Source organism: Azospirillum sp. FG154 (genome assembly GCF_057809575.1).
The window spans coordinates 58136-75864 of record NZ_JBMDKF010000022.1 but is presented as its reverse complement, the minus strand read 5'-3'; the positions used below and the strand labels follow the sequence as shown (position 1 = coordinate 75864).

Annotated in this window: 16 protein-coding genes and 1 riboswitch; of the genes, 5 read left to right on the top strand and 11 right to left on the bottom strand. The window is 68.5% G+C overall.

All coding sequences use genetic code 11. From position 1 onward, the window contains the following. Positions 1-127 precede the first annotated feature (127 nt). From cobM to cbiE, 3 genes are read right to left on the bottom strand one after another with little or no spacing between them, the layout of a single operon-like run. Positions 128-889, bottom strand: coding sequence for a precorrin-4 C(11)-methyltransferase (gene cobM, locus ACODS4_RS21435; protein ID WP_488867339.1), 762 nt, complete (start codon positions 887-889; stop codon positions 128-130). Beyond that, a complete protein-coding gene (locus ACODS4_RS21430; protein ID WP_488867337.1) occupies positions 886-1278 on the bottom strand; it encodes a cobalamin biosynthesis protein in 393 nt (130 codons plus the stop codon). Before ACODS4_RS21430 ends, cobM begins: the two co-directional genes overlap by 4 nt. Beyond that, complete coding sequence (gene cbiE / locus ACODS4_RS21425; RefSeq protein ID WP_488867335.1) at positions 1275-2498, bottom strand: precorrin-6y C5,15-methyltransferase (decarboxylating) subunit CbiE; 1224 nt, start codon at positions 2496-2498, stop codon at positions 1275-1277. Before cbiE ends, ACODS4_RS21430 begins: the two co-directional genes overlap by 4 nt. Before the next feature lie 40 nt (positions 2499-2538). On the opposite strand from cbiE, the gene ACODS4_RS21420 reads away from it, so the two are divergent. After that, the gene (locus tag ACODS4_RS21420; RefSeq protein ID WP_488867333.1) at positions 2539-3279 is read left to right on the top strand and encodes a cobalt-precorrin-6A reductase; all 741 of its coding nucleotides are present in this window, start codon (positions 2539-2541) and stop codon (positions 3277-3279) included. Positions 3280-3542: 263 nt separating this feature from the next. Here ACODS4_RS21420 and cobJ read toward each other — a convergent pair whose 3' ends face one another. The 8 genes from cobJ to ACODS4_RS21380 form a co-directional block, all read right to left on the bottom strand. Then, complete coding sequence (cobJ, locus tag ACODS4_RS21415) at positions 3543-4301, bottom strand: precorrin-3B C(17)-methyltransferase (RefSeq protein WP_488867331.1); 759 nt, start codon at positions 4299-4301, stop codon at positions 3543-3545. Then, entirely contained in the window at positions 4298-5053 is a 756-nt protein-coding gene (locus ACODS4_RS21410; RefSeq protein WP_488867329.1) for a precorrin-2 C(20)-methyltransferase, read from the bottom strand. Before ACODS4_RS21410 ends, cobJ begins: the two co-directional genes overlap by 4 nt. Beyond that, the gene (locus ACODS4_RS21405; protein ID WP_488867327.1) at positions 5050-5688 is read right to left on the bottom strand and encodes a precorrin-8X methylmutase; all 639 of its coding nucleotides are present in this window, start codon (positions 5686-5688) and stop codon (positions 5050-5052) included. Before ACODS4_RS21405 ends, ACODS4_RS21410 begins: the two co-directional genes overlap by 4 nt. Further along, the gene (gene cobG / locus ACODS4_RS21400; RefSeq protein ID WP_488867325.1) at positions 5681-7042 is read right to left on the bottom strand and encodes a precorrin-3B synthase; all 1362 of its coding nucleotides are present in this window, start codon (positions 7040-7042) and stop codon (positions 5681-5683) included. Before cobG ends, ACODS4_RS21405 begins: the two co-directional genes overlap by 8 nt. Next, positions 7039-10452 (bottom strand): cobaltochelatase subunit CobN, encoded by a 3414-nt coding sequence (cobN, locus tag ACODS4_RS21395; protein WP_488867323.1) that lies wholly within the window; start codon positions 10450-10452, stop codon positions 7039-7041. The genes cobG and cobN overlap by 4 nt, the downstream gene beginning before the upstream one ends. A 322-nt stretch (positions 10453-10774) precedes the next feature. Then, complete coding sequence (gene cobW / locus ACODS4_RS21390) at positions 10775-11824, bottom strand: cobalamin biosynthesis protein CobW (RefSeq protein ID WP_488867321.1); 1050 nt, start codon at positions 11822-11824, stop codon at positions 10775-10777. Between the two features lie 12 nt (positions 11825-11836). Beyond that, entirely contained in the window at positions 11837-12634 is a 798-nt protein-coding gene (locus tag ACODS4_RS21385) for a CbtA family protein (protein WP_488867319.1), read from the bottom strand. A gap of 9 nt (positions 12635-12643) precedes the next feature. After that, positions 12644-12823 carry a CbtB domain-containing protein gene (locus ACODS4_RS21380; RefSeq protein WP_488867317.1) on the bottom strand — a complete coding sequence of 60 codons (180 nt, stop codon included), beginning with the start codon at positions 12821-12823 and terminating at the stop codon, positions 12644-12646. Between the two features lie 41 nt (positions 12824-12864). Beyond that, a riboswitch (cobalamin riboswitch) is annotated at positions 12865-13098 on the bottom strand. Positions 13099-13587: 489 nt separating this feature from the next. On the opposite strand from ACODS4_RS21380, the gene ACODS4_RS21375 reads away from it, so the two are divergent. The 4 genes from ACODS4_RS21375 to ACODS4_RS21360 all read left to right on the top strand — a co-directional run bounded on the left by ACODS4_RS21375 (position 13588) and on the right by ACODS4_RS21360 (position 17726). Beyond that, a complete protein-coding gene (locus ACODS4_RS21375) occupies positions 13588-14355 on the top strand; it encodes an ABC transporter ATP-binding protein (protein WP_488867315.1) in 768 nt (255 codons plus the stop codon). After that, positions 14348-15070 (top strand): ABC transporter ATP-binding protein, encoded by a 723-nt coding sequence (locus ACODS4_RS21370; RefSeq protein WP_488867313.1) that lies wholly within the window; start codon positions 14348-14350, stop codon positions 15068-15070. Before ACODS4_RS21375 ends, ACODS4_RS21370 begins: the two co-directional genes overlap by 8 nt. Before the next feature lie 176 nt (positions 15071-15246). Continuing rightward, entirely contained in the window at positions 15247-16449 is a 1203-nt protein-coding gene (locus ACODS4_RS21365; protein ID WP_488867311.1) for an ABC transporter substrate-binding protein, read from the top strand. Positions 16450-16838: 389 nt separating this feature from the next. Beyond that, entirely contained in the window at positions 16839-17726 is an 888-nt protein-coding gene (locus tag ACODS4_RS21360; protein ID WP_488867309.1) for a branched-chain amino acid ABC transporter permease, read from the top strand. Positions 17727-17729: the final 3 nt, after the last annotated feature.

The window sequence follows — 17729 nt, the reverse complement described above, 5'->3', positions numbered from 1 at the left end:
CAGCATGGGGAGGGTGAGGGGGCCGCCAAGGAACGCGCCCCGGTTTCTTGCCAACCCCTCACCCGTCCGCTGCGCGGACACCCTCTCCCGGAACGGGAGAGGGGATGGCGGGGAGTTCTCACAATCCTCACTCCCCCAACCCCCGATAGCGGCGGATGTGGCTGCCGTCATACAGCGCGCTGCACCGGAAATCCTCCGTGCCCAGCGCCGGGCCGACCAGGATCAGCGCGGTGCGCTCCATCGGCGACTCCGCCACCCGCTGGGCGATGTCGGCCAACGCGCCGCGCAACACCCGTTCATCGGGCCAGCTCGCCCGGTAAACCACCGCCGCCGGGCAGTCCGCGCCGTAAAGCGGGGTCAGACGTTCCACCACCCGCTCGATCACATGGATCGACAGATGGATCGCCAACGTCGCCCCGGACGCGCCCAGCACCTCCAAACTTTCGTTGGCGGGCATGGCCGAGGCCCGCCCGTCGGTTCGGGTGAGGATGAGGGTTTGGCTGACCTCCGGCAGGGTCAATTCCCGGCCCAGCGCCGCCGCCGCCGCCGCGAAGGCGGGAACGCCGGGGGTGATGCTGTAGGGGATGCCCAACTCCCGCAGCGCGCGGGTTTGCTCGCCCAGCGCGCTGTAGACCGACAGATCGCCCGAATGCAGCCGGGCCACGTCCAGCCCCGCCGCGTGCGCCGCCTGGAACTCGGCGACGATTTCCGCCAGCGTCAGCGGCGCGGTGTCGATGATCCGCGCGTCCTTGGGCGCGTGGGCGATGATCTCCACCGGCACCAGCGACCCGGCGTAGAGGCAGACCGGACAGGCGGCGATCAGGTCGCGCCCGCGCAGGGTCAGCAGATCGGGGGCGCCCGGCCCGGCGCCGATGAAGTGAACGGTCATGAGCGGATCTCCGAAACGGCAAGGGCGACGGTGGCGCGGGGGGTGGAGCGGCGGGGCAGCAGCAGGCGGCCGCCCGGCCCGACGGCGGCGAGCGCGGCGGCCTCCGCCACGCTGGCCAGCCCGACCGCCGCCTGAACCACCGCCGACCGGGTGACGGCCCGGCTTTGCGCGGCGGCGAGCGCGGCGGCGTCGATGAGGGTGATGGGCAGGTTGAGCGCGCGCGCGGCCTCGATCAGTCCGGCCTCCTCGCGCTTCATCTCCGGCACGGCGAGTCGCACGGCGGCGCGCTGGTCGGCGGTCAACGCCGCTTCGTCGAAGGCGGCGCGCGCCAGCGCGGCGATTTCCGCCCCGTCGCAGCCCTTGCGGCAGCCCAAACCGGCGGCGATCATGGCTTGTCCACCCGCCACAGAGTCACCGGCATGAAGGGGCGCCAGCCCCGGAAGCCGCCGACCGGAACGGCGCGGCTGACGGCGATCTGCGACAGCTCGCCCCCCAACCGTGTTTGCGCGTCGAACAGCCGGGCTTCGCTTTCCAGCGTCACCGCGTTGGCGACCAGACGCCCGCCCGGCTTCAACGCCGTCCAACAGGCGTCCAACACCCCGTCGTTGGTCAGGCCGCCGCCGATGAACAGCGCGTCGGGGGCGGGCAGACCGGCCAAGGCGGCGGGGGCCTTGCCGCGCGCCAGTTCAAGCCCCGGCGCGCCCAGCGCGGCGGCGTTGGCGAGGATGCGGGCTTGGCGGTCGGCGTGATGCTCCACGGCAATGGCGCGGTTGCTGGGGTCGGACAGCATCCATTCGATGCCGATGGAGCCGGACCCGGCCCCGACGTCCCACAGCAATTCGCCCCGGCGGGGGGCGAGGAAGGACAGGGTGACGGCGCGGACCTCCCGCTTGGTGATCTGGCCGTCATGGGCGAACCAATCGTCGGGCAGACCGGGGGCGAGCGGCAAAACGCGGGCGTCGGGGGCGGCGACGCACGCCACCGCCAGCGTGTTGAGGTCGGCGACGCGCTCGACGCTCCAGGAATCGGCGGCGGCGCTGACGCGGGCCTCGCGCGGGCCGCCCATCGCCTCCAGCGCCGTAAGATTGGACGCGCCGAACCCACGCGCGCGCAGCAGCGCCGCCAGCTTGGCCGGAGTCGTTCCGTCCCACGACAGAATCAGCAATTTTGCGTTTGGTTGCAGATGCGGAATGACCAGCTCCAACGGGCGGCCATGCGCGGTCAGGCAATGGACCTCCTGCAACGGCCAGCCCAGCCGGGCGCAGGCGAGGCTGAAGGCCGAAGCGTTGGGCAGCACAATCGTTTCGTCCGCTGGAACGAGTCGCGACAGGGTGGCCCCGACGCCGTACCAGGACGGATCGCCGCTGGCCAGCACGCAGACCGGCTGCCCGCGCCGGGCCAGCAAACCGGGAAAGGCGTCGGCGAGCGGCGAGGGCCACGCGATCCGTTCCTGATCCGCAACAACCGGCAGAAGATCAAGGTGCCGCGCCCCGCCTATGACGCAACGGGCCTGTTCGACCGTGGCGCGGGCGGCGGGCGACAGGCCGTCCCAACCATCCTCGCCAACGCCGACGATGGACAGCCAACGCGGCGGGAGTGTGCTATCCATGCGCGCTGCTCCTGCGGCGATCCAACGATGGGGGAACCCTGTGCTGAAAGCCCTGATCCTTGGCGGCACCACCCAGGCCACGGCGCTCGCCCGGCGGCTGGCCGGTCACGCGACGGTTCACGCCACGGTGTCGCTCGCCGGGCGCACGAAAAACCCGGTTCTGCCGCCGCTGCCGACCCGCGTCGGCGGTTTCGGCGGGGTGGAGGGGCTGGCCGCTTATCTGAGCGAACAGGGGATTCAGGCGGTGATCGACGCCACCCACCCCTTCGCCGATCAAATCTCGGCCAACGCGGCGGCGGCTTGCGCGCGGGTCAAGGTTCCGCTTCGGCTGTTGACCCGCCCGGCGTGGCGGGCCGGGCCGGGCGACCGCTGGATCGCCGTGCCGGACATGGCGGCGGCGGCGCTCGCCATCCGCGATCTCGGCGACCCGGTGTTTCTGACCATCGGTCGGCAGGAGGTCGCCGCCTTTCTCGCCACGCCCGACAAGCGTTACCTGATCCGCGCCGTCGATCCGCCCGATCCGATGCCCGCCCTGCCGAACGCCACCCTGATCTTGGCGCGCGGCCCCTTCACGGTCGAGGCCGAAACCGCGCTGATGCAGGCCCACGGCGTCGCCGTGATCGTCAGCAAGAACAGCGGCGGCGGCGCGACCGACGCCAAGCTGGAAGCCGCCCGGCGGCTGGGCCTGCCCGTGGTCATGGTGGAACGCCCGCCCGGCGACGGGGTGGCGGAACTGCCCGATGTGGACGCGGCTGTGGCGTGGTTGGAGGGGATGGCCTGACTCCCTCTCCCCCCCGGCTACCAAATTCACGCAGCGTTCAATAAAGCAAAATATTGGAAATAAAAGATTTTCTCCGTCATCCCCGCGAAGGCGGGGATCCAGAGTTTGCAAGGCGCATCGTGAGGTGAAGCCTGGATCCCCGCCTTCGCGGGGATGACGAACCCAAAAACATTTCCGGTCCGCTGCCGTGCCAAACGGGTCGATGTGAGAATCTGTTAGCCCCGGGGGGGAGAGGGCGCTGTCGTTGGGGCGGCTCATCCCCCTCACCCCCGGTAATGACGGGGGGTGTAGACCCAGGGTTGGCCATTGGCGCGCGGCGTCAGACGGGTGTGCGACGCGCCGATGATGACCAGCGTCTTCATGTCGGCCTGATCGGCCTTCACCGCGCCCAGGCTGGTGATGGTCATCGCCTCGTCCTCCCGCCCGACGGCGCGGGCCAGAATGACCGGGGTGTCCGGGCTGCGGATCGTCCGCAAGGCCTCGAACGCCGCGCCCAACTGCCAAGGTCGGGCGCGGGAGATCGGGTTGTAAAGCGCGATGACGAAATCCGCCTCCGCCGCCAGACGCAGGCGCTTCAGCACCACGTCCCACGGCTTGAGATTGTCCGACAGCGAGATGGCGCAGAAATCATGCCCCAGGGGGGCGCCCGCCCGCGCCGCCGCCGCCTGCATCGCCGACACGCCGGGATCGACGCGCAGATCCAGGGCGCGCCACGCCGGGGGGGCGTCGGGATCGTCCAGCGCCTCGAACACCGCCGCCGCCATGGCGAAGATTCCCGGATCGCCGCCCGACACCACCGCCACCTTGCGCCCCTGCGCCGCCAGATCGAGCGCGAAGCGGGCGCGGTCCAACTCCACCCGGTTGTCGGAGGCGTGGCGCACCTGCGGTCCCGGCGGAACCCGCTCCACATAGGGGAAATAGCCGACCAGATCGGTGGCCTCGGCCAGATCGCGCCGGGCCTCCGGCGTCAACCAATCCTCCGGTCCCGGCCCAAGCCCGACGATTTTCAGCCAGCCGGTCATTCATACACCCCTTCGGCCCGCTTGCCGTCGCCGGGGATGACGATTTGCGAGAAGTAGGGCGCGCTGTCCGGCGCGTCGCGCAACGGCATGACGCGCTGCTCCGCCATGCTCGCCCGCTCGACGTACCACGCCCGGTCGGTGAAACCGGCGGCGGCGACGGCGCGGCGGACCTTGGGCAGGTTGCTGCCCAGCTTCATCACCACGCAGGCCTGCGCCCCGGTGATGGCCCGCAGCAACGCCGCTTCGTCCAGCGTGCCGGGGATGACCGACAGCACGTCGTCGCGCAGCATCAGCGGGCGCGGCAGCAGGGACGCGCTCGCCACCATGCTGGTGACGCCGGGGACCACCTCGGTCGGGAAGCGGGTCGAAAGCCGCAGGAACAGATGCATGAAGGAGCCGTAGAAGAACGGATCCCCCTCGTTCAGCGCGGCGACGGAGCGCCCGGCGGCCAGATGGGCGGCGATTCGCTCAGCGGATTCGTCGAAGAAGGCTTCGATCTGGCGGCCATAATCGGGGTGATCGGGCGGTAGCTCCACCGTCACCGGGTAGACCATCGGCACTTCGATGTGGTCGGGGGTGATGACGCCGTCGGCGATGCGGCGGGCGTGGCCCTTGGTCCCGCGCTTGCAGAAATAGGCGACGACCGGGCAGTCGCCGATGCGGCGCGCGGCCTTCAGCGTCATCAACTCCGGGTCGCCGGGACCGACGCCGACGCCGTAGAGCCGACCGGGGGAAACGGAATCGCCGCTCATTCCACGTCGCTCGCCAGGGCGTTGACGGCGGCGGCGGCCATGGCGCTGCCGCCGCGCCGTCCCCGGATCGCCAGATAGGGCAGGCCGAAGGGGTTGGCGGCCAGCGCGTCCTTGCTTTCCATCGCCCCGACGAAGCCGACCGGGAAGCCCAGCACCGCCGCCGGTTTCGGCGCGCCCGCCGCGATCAGCTCCAGCAGATGGAACAGCGCCGTCGGCGCGTTGCCGATGGCGACCACCGACCCGCCCAACCGCTCCGCCCACAGATCGAGCGCGGCGGCGGAGCGGGTGTTGCCGATGCGGCGCGCCAGATCCGGCACGGCGGCGTCGCGCAGGGTGCAGACCACCGGGTTGTCGGCGGGCAGCCGGGCGCGGGTGACGCCGTGGGCCACCATTTCGCTGTCGCATAGGATCGCCGCGCCGTCGCGCAGCGCCCGGCGGGCGGCGGCCCCGACGTCGGTGGAGAACATCAGATCCTGGCCCGCGTCCACCATGCCGCAGGCGTGGATGACCCGCACCGCCACCGGCTTCAGATCGTCGGGCAGGCCCGACAGATCGGCCTCCGCCCGGATGGTGGCGAAGGACTGGCGGTAAATGGCCGCTCCGTCGCGAATGTAGTCGTAGAGCGGCTCAGACACCGGACAACTCCTCAACAGACAGGCCGACGACGCAGGACAGGGCGTCGTCGGGTGACAAATTCGCGCGCCAGGGCGCGGCCCCCGGCTTGGCGCGCAGGGCGACGTCATACCGGCCGTCATGCGCGGTCAGCGTCACGTCGGCGACGCCCGGATGGGCGCAGCCCTTGGCGCAACCCGACACATGCACCATCCGCACGCGGTCCAGCAAGGGGCCAGCGCGCTCCGCGACGGCCAGCGCGGTCGCGTGGGTGTCGGTCGTGCCGACGTCGCAGCCGGTGACGCCGCTGCACGCGGTCAACCGCAACCGCCGGTCGGCGGCGGTCAGGATCGCGCCCAGGCGTCCGGCCAGCGCCGCCGCGCCCGGCGCGGGATCGACCAGCAGCAGGGCGCGCCACGGGGTCAGGCGGATCTCACGCGCGACGTCCGACAGGGCCGACAGGGTGGCGCAGGTCAGCCGACCGAAGGGGAAGGCGACGGTGAGGAAGGAATTTTTCCCCTTCTCCCCCCCGGGGAGAAGGTCGGGATGAGGGGGTTCGGCGAAGCCGAAATGATCCATGAGATGCTCCCCCCTCACCCTGACCCTCTCCCCGGGGGGGAGAGGGGAAAGAAAGGGGGATAGGGACGCGGCGATGGCGTCGGCGCCCAGCGCGGCGACCAGACCGGTCATGCGGCGGGGCGGCTCGGGCACGGTCGCGCGCAGCTCCAGAAAGGCGCGGCCCAGCGCGGAGGCGACGTCCGCCGCGTCCTCGGCCCGGCACAGACCCACAGGCGCGGCGGTCGCCAGCGTGCCGCCCAGCGACACCCGCAGCCGCGCGCCGTCCACCGCGTCGAACCGAACGTCGGTGTCGCTGGCCGCCAGATGAGCCGCCCCGCCGCCGCAGACCAGCCAGCCGAATTTCGGCGGCAGGCGGTGGAGCGCCGCGTCCCCGGCCAAACGGGCGTCCAGCGCCAGGGCGACCGCGCGCACGTCCATCAACGCCCCGCCAGCCTGTTGGTCTAGCCCGGCGGACGGGTCGCACAGCACGTTGCGAACCGCCTCGCTGACGGCGTCCGCCGCGACGTAGCCCATGGCGCGCAGGGCGTCCGTCACCGGCGCCAGCGAATCCGCCGACAGGCCGCGCAGTTGCAGATTGCCGCGATGGCTCAGATCAATCAGCCCGTTGCCATGCCGCGCGCCCAATTCGGCGATGCGCCGGGCGTTGGCGGCGGGCAGCGCCCCCGCCGGAACCCGCACGCGCAACAGAAAGCCGTCGCCAACCTCCATCGGGGCAAGCACGCCGGGACAGGCGCCGCGCCGACGCGGCTGGTTGCGGGGACTGGTCAGGTTGGCGGCGGTCGGCTTGAGGGCGGTCATGCGGCGTTCTCCCAGCGCAGGCGCACGTCTTCCGCCGTGGCGTTGCGGCGGGGATGCCACAGGCCACGGTCGAGCGCCTCGCTCATCCGCGCGAGAATGTGCCGGGAGGCCGCCGGGTTGGCATGGGTCAAAAAGTCCCACACGGCGGAATCCTCGACATAGGCTTCAAACAACAGGTCGAAATGGGCCGGGCGCACCGCGTCGGTGGTGGCGGCGAAGGCGAACAAAGTGTCCACGCTGGCCGCCAGTTCCGCCGCGCCGCGATAGCCGTGCCGCATCATTCCGGCGATCCAACGCGGGTTGGCCGCCCGACCGCGCAGGGTGCGGGCGATCTCCTCGGCCAGGGTGCGGACGGCCAGCGCCTCGGGGTCGGCGCTGTCGAGGTGGTAAAGGGCGGGTTCGGAGGCGTCCAGCGACGCGGCGGCGGCGAATCCGCCCTCATACTGCATGAAGCCGTCGGTGGAGAGCACGTCATGCTCCCGCTGGTCCTGGTGATGCACCAGCGCGTCAGCCCCGCCGACGCGGCGGCGGAACTGGGCGGGCAGGGCCACCCCCTCCAACCCCGCGCCATAGGCGTGGCAACCGCCGTCAAGGTAGGCCATGCCGAAATCGGCCCGCGTCGCCCAATCGCCGCGCGCCACCAGGCTGGACAGCGCCGTGCCGTACACGCCGGGGGCGGCGCCGAACACCCGCGCGGTGGCGCGGCGGCGGGCCTCCTCGGCGTCCATCCCGTCGGCGATCAAGGCGGCGGTTTCGGCGCGGGCGGCGGCGCGCAGCGGGTTGACCTCGTCGCCCTCCTCCGCCAGCCCGACGACGGCGCGGACGGCTTGATCGAACAGGGCGATCTGCTGCGGGAAGACGTCGCGAAACAGGCCGGAAATCCGCAACGTGACGTCCACGCGCGGGCGGCCCAACACGCCCGACGGCATGATTTCATAGCCGGTGACGCGGCCCGAGCCGTTTTCCCAGATCGGGCGCACGCCCAACAGCGCCAGGGCCTGCGCCAATTCGTCGCCGCCGGTGCGCATCGCCGGGGTTCCCCAGCAATCGACGACCAGCCGTTGCGGCCAATCGCCGTGATCTTGCAAATAGCGGGTGATGAGCGCGTCCGCCGCCTGCCAGCCCAGCGTCCAGGCGGTGGGCGTCGGCACGCCGCGCGGGTCGAGCGCGTAGAGATTCCGCCCGGTCGGCAGCGTGTCGGCCCGCCCGCGCGCCGGGGAACCGCCGGGGCCGGGGCGCAAGAACCGCCCGTCCAACCCGTCGAGCAGCGCCGTCATTTCCGCCTCGCCGCAGGAGTCGAGCGCGACGGCGACCGTCGCCGGGTCCTGAGTGTCGCGGGCGACGGCGGCGGTCAGCCGGTCGCGCCGCTCCCCGGTCGGGCTGAGGCCGAAGACATGCAGCCCATCGCGAATCTGCAACTCCTTGATGTCGCAGAGATGGGCGTCCAGGCGGCTGAGAATGGCGTCGGGGTCGTCGTCGGGCCGCACATTGCATTCCGCCGCCAGACCGGAGCGCCAAGCCAAATCCAGAATGGTCTCGCGCAGCATCCCCAAACGGCGGGGGTCGAGGCCGGTCGCCTGGGAATATTCGTCGATGGCGGTTTCCAGATTGGCCAGATCGCCGTGCAACCCGGCCTCCACCGGCGGCGGCGTCAGATGGCCGATCAGCACCGCGCCCAGACGGCGGCGGGCCTGCACCCCCTCGCCGGGGTTGTTGACGATGAAGGGGTAGAGCACCGGCAGCGCCCCGCCGACGATCTCCGGCCAACAGTCCGCCGACAGGGCGACGGCCTTGCCCGGCAGCCATTCCAGCGTGCCGTGCGCGCCGATCTGCGCCAGGGCGTGGATTCCGAACGCATGGCGCAGCCACAGGTGAAAGGCCACATAGCCATGACTGGGCGGGGTGTCGGGGTCGTGGTGCTGCGCCGTGCTCAACGGGCCATGGCCCCGGCTGGGCTGCACGGCGACCACGGCGTTGCCGCAAACCAGCGCGCGGGCGTGGAACGCGCCGTCGGACAAGGCCGGATCGGCGGACGGCTCCCCCCACGCCGCGACGATGCGGGCGCGGATGTCGGGCGGGATCAATCCTTCGTAGGCGTCGAGCGTCAGGATCGGGCGGGTCGGGCCGGTCAGATGGTCCATCAGCGCCGCGCCGTCCGTCGGCAGGCCGGACAGGCTGTAGCCCTCGGCGGACAGGCGGTTCAGCATGGCGACCGTGCTGGCTGGGCTGTCCAGCCCCACGGCGTGGCCGATGCCGCCGCCGGGGCCGGGGTAATCCGACAGAACCAGCGCCAACCGCCGCTCGGCGCGCGGCGTCCGCGCCAACCGAACCCAGGCGGCGGCCAGATCGGCGGTGAAGGCCACCCGGTCGGCGACGGGGCGCAGCAGCGGGGCGGCGAATTGCAGGTCGGGGTCCGGCTCCCCCGCCGTTTTAAAGGCGATGGCGCGGGCGATGATCCGCCCATCCATTTCCGGCAGCACCACATTCATCGCCAGATCGGACGGCCCCAGCCCACGGGCCGACCCGCGCCAGCCTTCTTCCGGCGTGGTCGAGAGGATGGCTTGCAGCACCGGCGTTCCGTTCGCCTCCAGCGGCGACCCGCCCAGGCTTGAGTCATTGGCGCGCGCGGCGGAAAAGCCGGTGGTGTTGATGACGATGGCGGCGTGGCGCCGGGTCAGCGTCGCCCGCATCCAGGCGGCGCAATCGGGTTCCTTCAGGCTGGCGACGAACAGCGGCAGCGGGGCCAGCCCGCGCGCGGCCAGCGCGTCGCACAGCGCGTCAATCGGGGCCAAATCCCCCGCCAGCAGATGGGAGCGGTAGAAGACGACGGCGGCGACCGGCGCGTTTGGCGGCGCCGCGCCGCGCCAACCCTCATGCGCGCCGAAACGAGGGACCGGGGCCGGGTCGCTCCAAGGCGCAGGATGACCGGCCAGCGTCGCGGCGCAGGCCAGCAGATGGCCGATGTTCTGCGGCCCGCCTTCGGTGAAGAAACGCCAGAGCCGTTGCGAATCCGCCGCCGTCACCGTGCCGAAGCCGCTCAAATTGGGATCGGGCGTCGCCTCGCCGGGCAGAACGGCCAACGGGATGGAGCGGTCGCGGCAGATTTCGGCGACGCGGTCCAGCCCATAACGCCAATAGCCGGTCCCGCCGAGCAGGCGCAGAACCACCATCCCCGCCTTGGCGATCACCGAGTCGACGTAGAGATCGACCGACAGCGGATGGCCCAGCCGGTTCAGATTGACCAACCGCAGCGTCGGCAACCGATCACGATTCGCCCGCCACGCCGAGGCCAGCGCGGTCAGATCGCTGTCGGAAAAGGACAGCATGACCAGCGTCGCCGGAGTTTGCCCCAGATCTTCGGCCTGGGGTCCGGCGTCGAGGTCATCCTGTCGGGCGGCGAGCAGATGCATGGGCGTTGTTCAGGTCCAGGGCAAACAGGCGACGTGCCGCACTTCCTCCCCTCTCCCGCCTGCGGGAGTTACAGCGTTCACACATCTTTTCCTTGCCGCAAATAATTGAAATAAAACGAATTTCCCGTCATCCCCGCGAAGGCGGGGATCCAGAGTTTGCCAGACGAACCTTATGGATAAGCCTGGATTCCCGCCTTCGCGGGAATGACGGAGGAAAGTTCTTTTTCTTTCAATGAGTTGCCCATGCCAAAGATGTGTGAATGCCGTAGCGCCTGCGGGAGAGGGATTCTTAAGGTGGGGGAGAAAAGCCTCCCCCGCGACCCTATCCCGCGATGGCCCGTCGCACGGCGTCGTGGTCCAGGCCGGTTTCGCCGATCACCACCAGACGGCTGCGGCGCTCCTCGCCCGCTTTCCACAGGCGGTCGTAATGGGTTTGCACCCGCGCGCCGACGCCCTGGACCAGCAAGCGCATCGGCTTGCCCGGCACGTCGATGAAGCCCTTCAGCCGCAACACGCCATGCACCGCCGCGACCTCGGCCAGCGACGCCGCCAGCGCGTCGGGGTCGGGCTGCGGCGGCAGTTCCACCACGAAGCTGGTGAAGTCGTCGTGGTCGTGGCCCTCTTCCTCGTCATGGTGGCTGGGGCGGTTGGCGAGGTCGTCCTCGACCGCCGCGCCGACGCCCAGCAGGACCAGCGGATCCACCGCGCCGTGCGCCGCGCGGACCAGCTTGGCGTCGCGGTTCAGGGCGTCGCCGATCAACCCCTCCACGCGCGCCAGATCGGCGGCGTCGATCAGGTCGGTCTTGTTGACCACGATCAGATCGGCGCAGAGCAATTGATCCTCGAACACCTCCTCGACCGGGGTTTCGTGATCGACCGTGCCGGAGGCTTCGCGTTGGGCGGCCAGAACCGCCGGATCGGGGGCGAAGCGCCCTTCCGCCGCCGCCGCCGCGTCCACCACGGCGATCACGCCATCGACCGTCACCCGGCTTTTGATCGCGGGCCAGTGGAAGGCCTGGACCAGCGGCTTGGGCAGAGCCAGACCGCTGGTTTCGATGATGATGTGCTCCGGCGGGTTCGGGCGGGCCAGCAGCTTTTCAATCGCCGGGACGAAATCATCGGCGACGGTGCAGCACAGACAGCCGTTCGCCAGTTCGATGACGTCGTCGTCGGTGCAGGTCGGGTTGCCGCAGGCGCGCAGGATGTCGCCGTCGATGCCGACGTCGCCGAACTCGTTGATGATGAGCGCCAGACGCCGCCCGTCGGCCCGCTCCAGCAGGCCACGGATCAGCGTGGTTTTTCCGGCCCCGAGAAAGCCGGTGATGACGGTGGCGGGCGTCTTGCCGACCACCGCTTTGTTTTGTGCGGACATGCGCCTTCGCCCTTAAAAATCATCGTCGGAATCGTTGGAGCCGATGACGCGGCTCATCATCATGCCGGAAACGCTGCCGAGAACCGCCCAGAACAGCGCCGCCGTTCCCAGCGACAAGGTGACGAAACGCGCCGCCAATTCCGGCGGAACCGCGCCAGCGGCTGATTCCGCGTGGGGGGCGCCGACCAGATGCGGCAGGGCCGCCAGCAGGACGCCGCCAGCCAGAATGACCGGGTTGCGCGAAAACGCCACCGCCAGCAAACCGCCCGCCGCGCAGATCGCCGTCGCGAACCACCAGAGTTGCCGCGCTTCCAGATCAGCGCCCGCCATGCCCGGCAATTCGGGCGGCAAACCATAGGCCGGAGCCAGGGAAAAGGCGATGAAACCGCCCAAACCCCACAACAAGCCACGGCGCGCGTCCACCCGCTCGCCGATCAGCAGCATGACGCCGCCGATCAACAGGGCGTAGCCGACGCCCGCCAGCAAATTGGACGCCACGGTGGTCCACAGCCGTTGAAAGGCTTCTTCGGCGGTGGTCGGCACGCCTTCGCCAATTTCGCGAACCGGGGCGGCGGCGTGGTGATGCGCGTGGTCTGAGGACGCGGGCGCCAACGCCGCCATGGCGGCCTGAGCCACCGGGCCGACCATCGCGGGGGCGGGGGCGGCGGCCACGGGCGGAGTCACCACCTCGTATTTTTCAGCCTCAAGGATCAGCGGGACGGTCGTCACCTGCTGAACGACGGAAGCGGCCGTGCCGGAAAGCACGCCCGCGACCAAGGCGGCTGTAAACAGCCGCCGGAACAATTCCATGATCCTGGCTTAGTGGCAGGGGAACGCGAAAGAGTGACGGGCGTCGTGCGCCGCGTCGTGGATCTGCTGCGGCTGGGCGAAGCCGACGCCGTACAGCAGGAAGCTGCCCAACAGCATGGCGGCGAAGGCCGCGACGGCGGTGCGGGCGGAGGTTCCGGCGGTGGCGCGAAGCGAACGGCTGGTCATCATGGCATATCCTTCTGTCCCGCCACACCCGGCGGGGTTGGAATGAACGTCATCGTCCGGCGGCAGGTTTCCTGGCTCGCGGGTCGTCGCTCCTTGGTCTTCGGCCTTCCCAGCCCGTTTTAAGGCCAGTGGCGTAGCGAAGAGGAACTCGCCGCACACAGTTGCGGGGGCAGCCACGGCGTAAGGTTCTGGGGCAACCCGGAACCCGCACCGTATTCCCTATTATCCCGGCCATTCCGCAAGCGGCGTGGCCCGGCACCGTCGGTTTCTCACCATCGCAGCCGTTCGTCCGATTTGCAAGCCGCATCGACCCAGGGCAATCGGGTGAAGGCTTGAAATTCCTTCATTGGGAAATTCGTCATCCCCGCGAAGGCGGGGATCCAGAGTTCGCAGAGAGAATCTGACCGAAAAGCCTGGATCCCCGCCTTCGCGGGGATGACGGAAAATCCTCTATACAGGTTTATAACCCTTCACCCGATTGCCCTGCGCTTCGACCATACGGAAACGTCCGTCATCCTGACGGTGTTGGTGACGAACGCTTCGCGTGGTGTCATGTTGGTTGGACAGAGTGTCCGAGATTCTGACGCTTTCCTAAGTGCGCCGCTTTCACGACCGAAACGGCCAGCCCTTGGGACGCAAAGGGATTCGGGCGCTTTGCGATCATGGCCGCCGGTTGGCACGCTTCATGCTTACCAACAACGGCAAACGTCCCACCGGAGAAGCGGCCGGGAACCACGAGGACGACAGGGGAGGGGATTGCACAGCCGATGACCGACGACATCATCCTGGAAGCGCGCGGCCTGACGAAAGAGTTCAAGGGCTTCGTCGCGGTGAAAGAGGTGAACCTCCAGGTTCGCCGGGGCGCCATCCACGCGCTGATCGGGCCGAACGGAGCGGGCAAGAGCACGGTGTTCAACCTGCTCACCAAGTTCCTGACGCCGACCCGTGGGCAAATTCTCTACAAGGGCCGGGACATCACCGGCGCCAAACCGGCGGACATCGCGTTGATGGGGCTGGTGCGCTCCTTCCAGATCTCGGCGGTCTTCCCGCATCTGAGCGTGCTGGAGAATGTCCGCGTCGCCCTGCAACGCCCGCTCGGCACCAGTTTTCATTTCTGGAAATCGGAATCGACCCTGCACGACCTGCACCAGCGGGCGCTGGAACTGATCGAGGACGTCAATCTGTCGCCGTGGGCCTATCATCTGGCCGCTGAACTGCCCTATGGCCGCAAGCGCGCGCTGGAAATCGCCACCACCCTGGCGCTCGATCCCGAAGTGATGCTGCTGGACGAACCGCTGGCCGGCATGGGGCATGAGGACATCGAGGGAACCGCCGCGCTCATCAAACGGGTGGCGGCCAGCCGCACCGTGCTGATGGTGGAGCACAATCTGTCGGTCGTCGCCCATCTGTCGGACACCATCACCGTCCTGCGGCGCGGCGAAATCCTCGCCGAAGGTCCATACGACGTCGTATCGCGCAACGCCCAGGTCATGGAAGCCTATATGGGCACGGGTGGGGGAGCAGGGCATGCCTGACGGTTCGATCACCAAGACAGCCATGCTGGAAATCAACGATCTGCACGGCTTTTACGGCGAAAGCCACGTCCTGCACGGCGTCAGCCTGGAGGTTCGTCAGGGCGAGGTCGTGACCCTGTTGGGCCGCAACGGGGCGGGCAAGACGTCCACCATGCGCTCGATCATGGGCATCATCGGGCGGCGCACCGGCTCCATCCGCTTCCAGGGGAGCGAACTGATCGGCATGGCCCAGCACAAGATCCCGCGTCTGGGCATCGGTTACGTCCCGGAAGAGCGCGGCATCTTCTCCAGCCTCAGCGTCGATGAAAACCTGACCCTGCCGCCGGTCATCAAGGAAGGCGGCATGACGGTGGAGCAGATTTACGATCTGTTCCCCAATCTGAAAGGGCGTGGAACGACGCAAGGCACCCGCTTGTCGGGCGGCGAACAGCAGATGCTGGCCATCGCCCGCATCCTGCGCACCGGCGCCAATCTGATTTTGCTGGACGAGCCGACGGAGGGTCTGGCCCCGGTCATCATCGAACAAATTGGCGTCGCCGTCCGCGCCTTGAAAGCGCGCGGCTTCACCATCGTCCTGGTGGAGCAGAATTTCCGCTTCGCCGCCACCATCGCCGACCGTCACTATGTGATGGAAGAGGGGCATGTCGTGGACATGATCCCGAACGACCAGCTCGACGCCAACATGGACAAGCTCCACACCTATCTCGGCGTCTGACACCCCGTTTTTGACCAAAAGCGACTGCGGCGACGCCGTTCCTCCCGATTGCGGAGGAACGGCGAACCCCGGCGGCTTGCCACATGTCCTGTCGTCAAAGCCACGCGCGGACCCAACCGCGCGAACGAACGAACATGACCAAACCCAACCAAAACCCCTGAGGGAGAGAACCCGTAATGCGCAGCCTTCTTCTTGCCGGAACCGCCCTGCTCACGCTCGCCAGCGGCGCGGCTCAGGCCCAAGTGTCGAACGACGTCGTCCGCATCGGCGTGCTGAACGACCGTTCGGGCATTTACGCCGATCTCGCCGGGGAAGGATCGGCCATCGCCGCGCGGATGGCGGCGGAAGAGTTCGGCGGCAAGGTCGCCGGGGCGCCGATCGAAATCGTCGTCGCCGACCATCAGAACAAGGCCGACATCGCCGCCAGCAAGGCGCGCGAATGGGTGGACACCGGCAACGTCGACGTCATCGCCGACGTGCCGAACTCCGCCGCCGCCCTGGCGGTGCAGGGCATCACCAAGGAGAAGAAACGCATTTTCCTGATGTCCGGCCCCGGCGCCACGGCGCTGACCGGCGCGCAATGCAGCCCCTATGGCTTCCACTGGGCCTACGACAATTACGCGATGGCCGCCGGAACCGGCCGCGCGCTGTTCGAGCAGGGCAAGAAGAACTGGTACTTCGTGACCGCCGACTACGCCTTCGGCCAGTCGCTGGAGGAAGAGACCACCAAGATGGTCAACAAGCTGGGCGGCAAGGTGGTCGGCGCCGTCCGCCATCCGCTGGGGTCGGCGGATTTCTCGTCCTTCCTGTTGCAGGCCCAGGCGTCGAAGGCCGACGTCATCGGCTTCGCCAACGCGGGCGGCGACGCCACCAACGCGGTCAAGCAGGCCGCCGAGTTCGGCATCACCCAAAGCGGCCAGAGCCTGGCCGGGCTGCTGCTGTTCATCACCGACATCCACGCGCTGGGCCTGTCGGCGGCGCAAGGCCTGATGTTCACCGAAGGATTCTATTGGAACCTCGACGACCAGACCCGCGACTGGTCGAAGAAGTTCGAGGCCAAGGCGGGCAAGAAGCCGACCATGGTGCAGGCGGGCGTCTATTCGGCGGTCAAGCATTACCTGAAGGCGGTGGAGGCCGCGAAGACCGACGATTCCGACAAGGTCGCCGCCAAGATGCGCGAATTGCCGGTTGAGGACATGTTCGCCAAAAAGGGCAAGGTCGCCGCCAATGGCCGCATGTTCCACGACATGTATCTGGTCCGCGTCAAGAAGCCCGGCGAGTCCAAGGGGCCGTGGGATTATTACGACGTCGTGAAGACGATCCCGGCAGAAACCGCCTTCCTGGATCCGGCGCTGAGCGGCTGCCCGCTGGTGAAGTGACGCCGGACTCGCGGTTGCCCCCTCCCTAACCCTCCCCCGCCGCTGGCGGGAGAGGGAACGACCAACCCCCTCTCCCGCTGTCAAGCGGGCTACGGCATTCACACATCTTTTTCTTGCTGCAACTAATTGAAATGAAACGGATTTTCCGTCATCCCCGCGCAGGCGGGGATCCAGAGTTTGCCAGACGAACCCTATGGATAAGTCTGGATTCCCGCCTTCGCGGGAATGACGGAGAAAAGTTCTTTTTCTTCCAATGAGTTGCCTAAACCGAAGATGTGTGAATGCCGTAGGTCAAGCGGGGGAGGGATGGGGAGGGGGCGTCGCGCGCCAATCAATCAAGAAACCGCCACGCGCGACATTCGGGGGCGCGACATTCGGGGAGGGATGGCATGTTCGATCTGTTGGGGGCGCCGCCCCAAGCGTTGTTTGGCCAGCTTTTGCTGGGCCTTATCAACGGCTCGTTCTACGCGCTGCTCAGCCTGGGGCTGGCGGTGATTTTCGGGATGCTCAACGTCATCAACTTCGCCCATGGCGCGCTTTACATGGTCGGCGCCTTTGTGGCGTGGCTGCTGCTGAGCTATCTGGGGCTGGGCTATTGGTGGGCGCTGTTCCTGGCGCCGACTCTGGTCGGGTTGATCGGCGTCGTTCTGGAAAAGACGATGCTGTCGCGGCTCTACAAGCTCGATCATCTCTATGGGCTGCTGCTGACCTTTGGTCTGGCGCTGATTTTTGAAGGGGCGTTCCGGCATTTTTACGGCGTGTCGGGCCAACCCTACCCGATTCCCGATCTGCTGAAGGGCGGGCAAAATCTGGGCTTCATGTTCCTGCCGAATTATCGCGGCTGGGTCGTCGTGTCCTCGTTGATCGTCTGCTTCGGCACCTGGTTCGCCATCGAGCGGACGCGGTTGGGGGCTTACCTGCGCGCCGCCACGGAAAACCCGGTTCTGGTCCAGGCCTTTGGAATCAACGTGCCGGTGATGGTGTCGGCGACCTACGCCTTCGGCGTGGCGTTGGCCGGGCTGGCCGGGGTGCTGGCCGCGCCGATCTATCAGGTGTCGCCGCTGATGGGATCCAACCTCATCATCATCGTCTTCGCCGTGGTCGTCATCGGCGGCATGGGGTCGATCCTGGGGGCGATCCTCACCGGGCTGGGGCTGGGGCTGATGGAGGGGTTGACCAAGGTCTTCTACCCCGAGGCGTCCAACATCGTCGTGTTCGTCGTGATGGCGATCGTTCTTCTCATCAAGCCTGCGGGCCTTTTCGGACGGGAGCGTTGATCC

What these genes read in the sequence shown, in the direction of transcription:
- cobN (WP_488867323.1), bottom strand. Translation starts at nt 10,452, where the DNA reads ATGCATCTGCTCGCCGCCCGACAGGATGACCTCGACGCCGGACCCCAG.
- ACODS4_RS21410 (WP_488867329.1), bottom strand. Translation starts at nt 5,053, where the DNA reads ATGAGCGGCGATTCCGTTTCCCCCGGTCGGCTCTACGGCGTCGGCGTC.
- cobW (WP_488867321.1), bottom strand. Translation starts at nt 11,824, where the DNA reads ATGTCCGCACAAAACAAAGCGGTGGTCGGCAAGACGCCCGCCACCGTC.
- ACODS4_RS21375 (WP_488867315.1), top strand. Translation starts at nt 13,588, where the DNA reads ATGACCGACGACATCATCCTGGAAGCGCGCGGCCTGACGAAAGAGTTC.
- ACODS4_RS21360 (WP_488867309.1), top strand. Translation starts at nt 16,839, where the DNA reads ATGTTCGATCTGTTGGGGGCGCCGCCCCAAGCGTTGTTTGGCCAGCTT.
- ACODS4_RS21385 (WP_488867319.1), bottom strand. Translation starts at nt 12,634, where the DNA reads ATGGAATTGTTCCGGCGGCTGTTTACAGCCGCCTTGGTCGCGGGCGTG.
- cobM (WP_488867339.1), bottom strand. Translation starts at nt 889, where the DNA reads ATGACCGTTCACTTCATCGGCGCCGGGCCGGGCGCCCCCGATCTGCTG.
- cobJ (WP_488867331.1), bottom strand. Translation starts at nt 4,301, where the DNA reads ATGACCGGCTGGCTGAAAATCGTCGGGCTTGGGCCGGGACCGGAGGAT.
- ACODS4_RS21370 (WP_488867313.1), top strand. Translation starts at nt 14,348, where the DNA reads ATGCCTGACGGTTCGATCACCAAGACAGCCATGCTGGAAATCAACGAT.
- ACODS4_RS21365 (WP_488867311.1), top strand. Translation starts at nt 15,247, where the DNA reads ATGCGCAGCCTTCTTCTTGCCGGAACCGCCCTGCTCACGCTCGCCAGC.
- cobG (WP_488867325.1), bottom strand. Translation starts at nt 7,042, where the DNA reads ATGACCGCCCTCAAGCCGACCGCCGCCAACCTGACCAGTCCCCGCAAC.
- ACODS4_RS21430 (WP_488867337.1), bottom strand. Translation starts at nt 1,278, where the DNA reads ATGATCGCCGCCGGTTTGGGCTGCCGCAAGGGCTGCGACGGGGCGGAA.
- ACODS4_RS21380 (WP_488867317.1), bottom strand. Translation starts at nt 12,823, where the DNA reads ATGATGACCAGCCGTTCGCTTCGCGCCACCGCCGGAACCTCCGCCCGC.
- cbiE (WP_488867335.1), bottom strand. Translation starts at nt 2,498, where the DNA reads ATGGATAGCACACTCCCGCCGCGTTGGCTGTCCATCGTCGGCGTTGGC.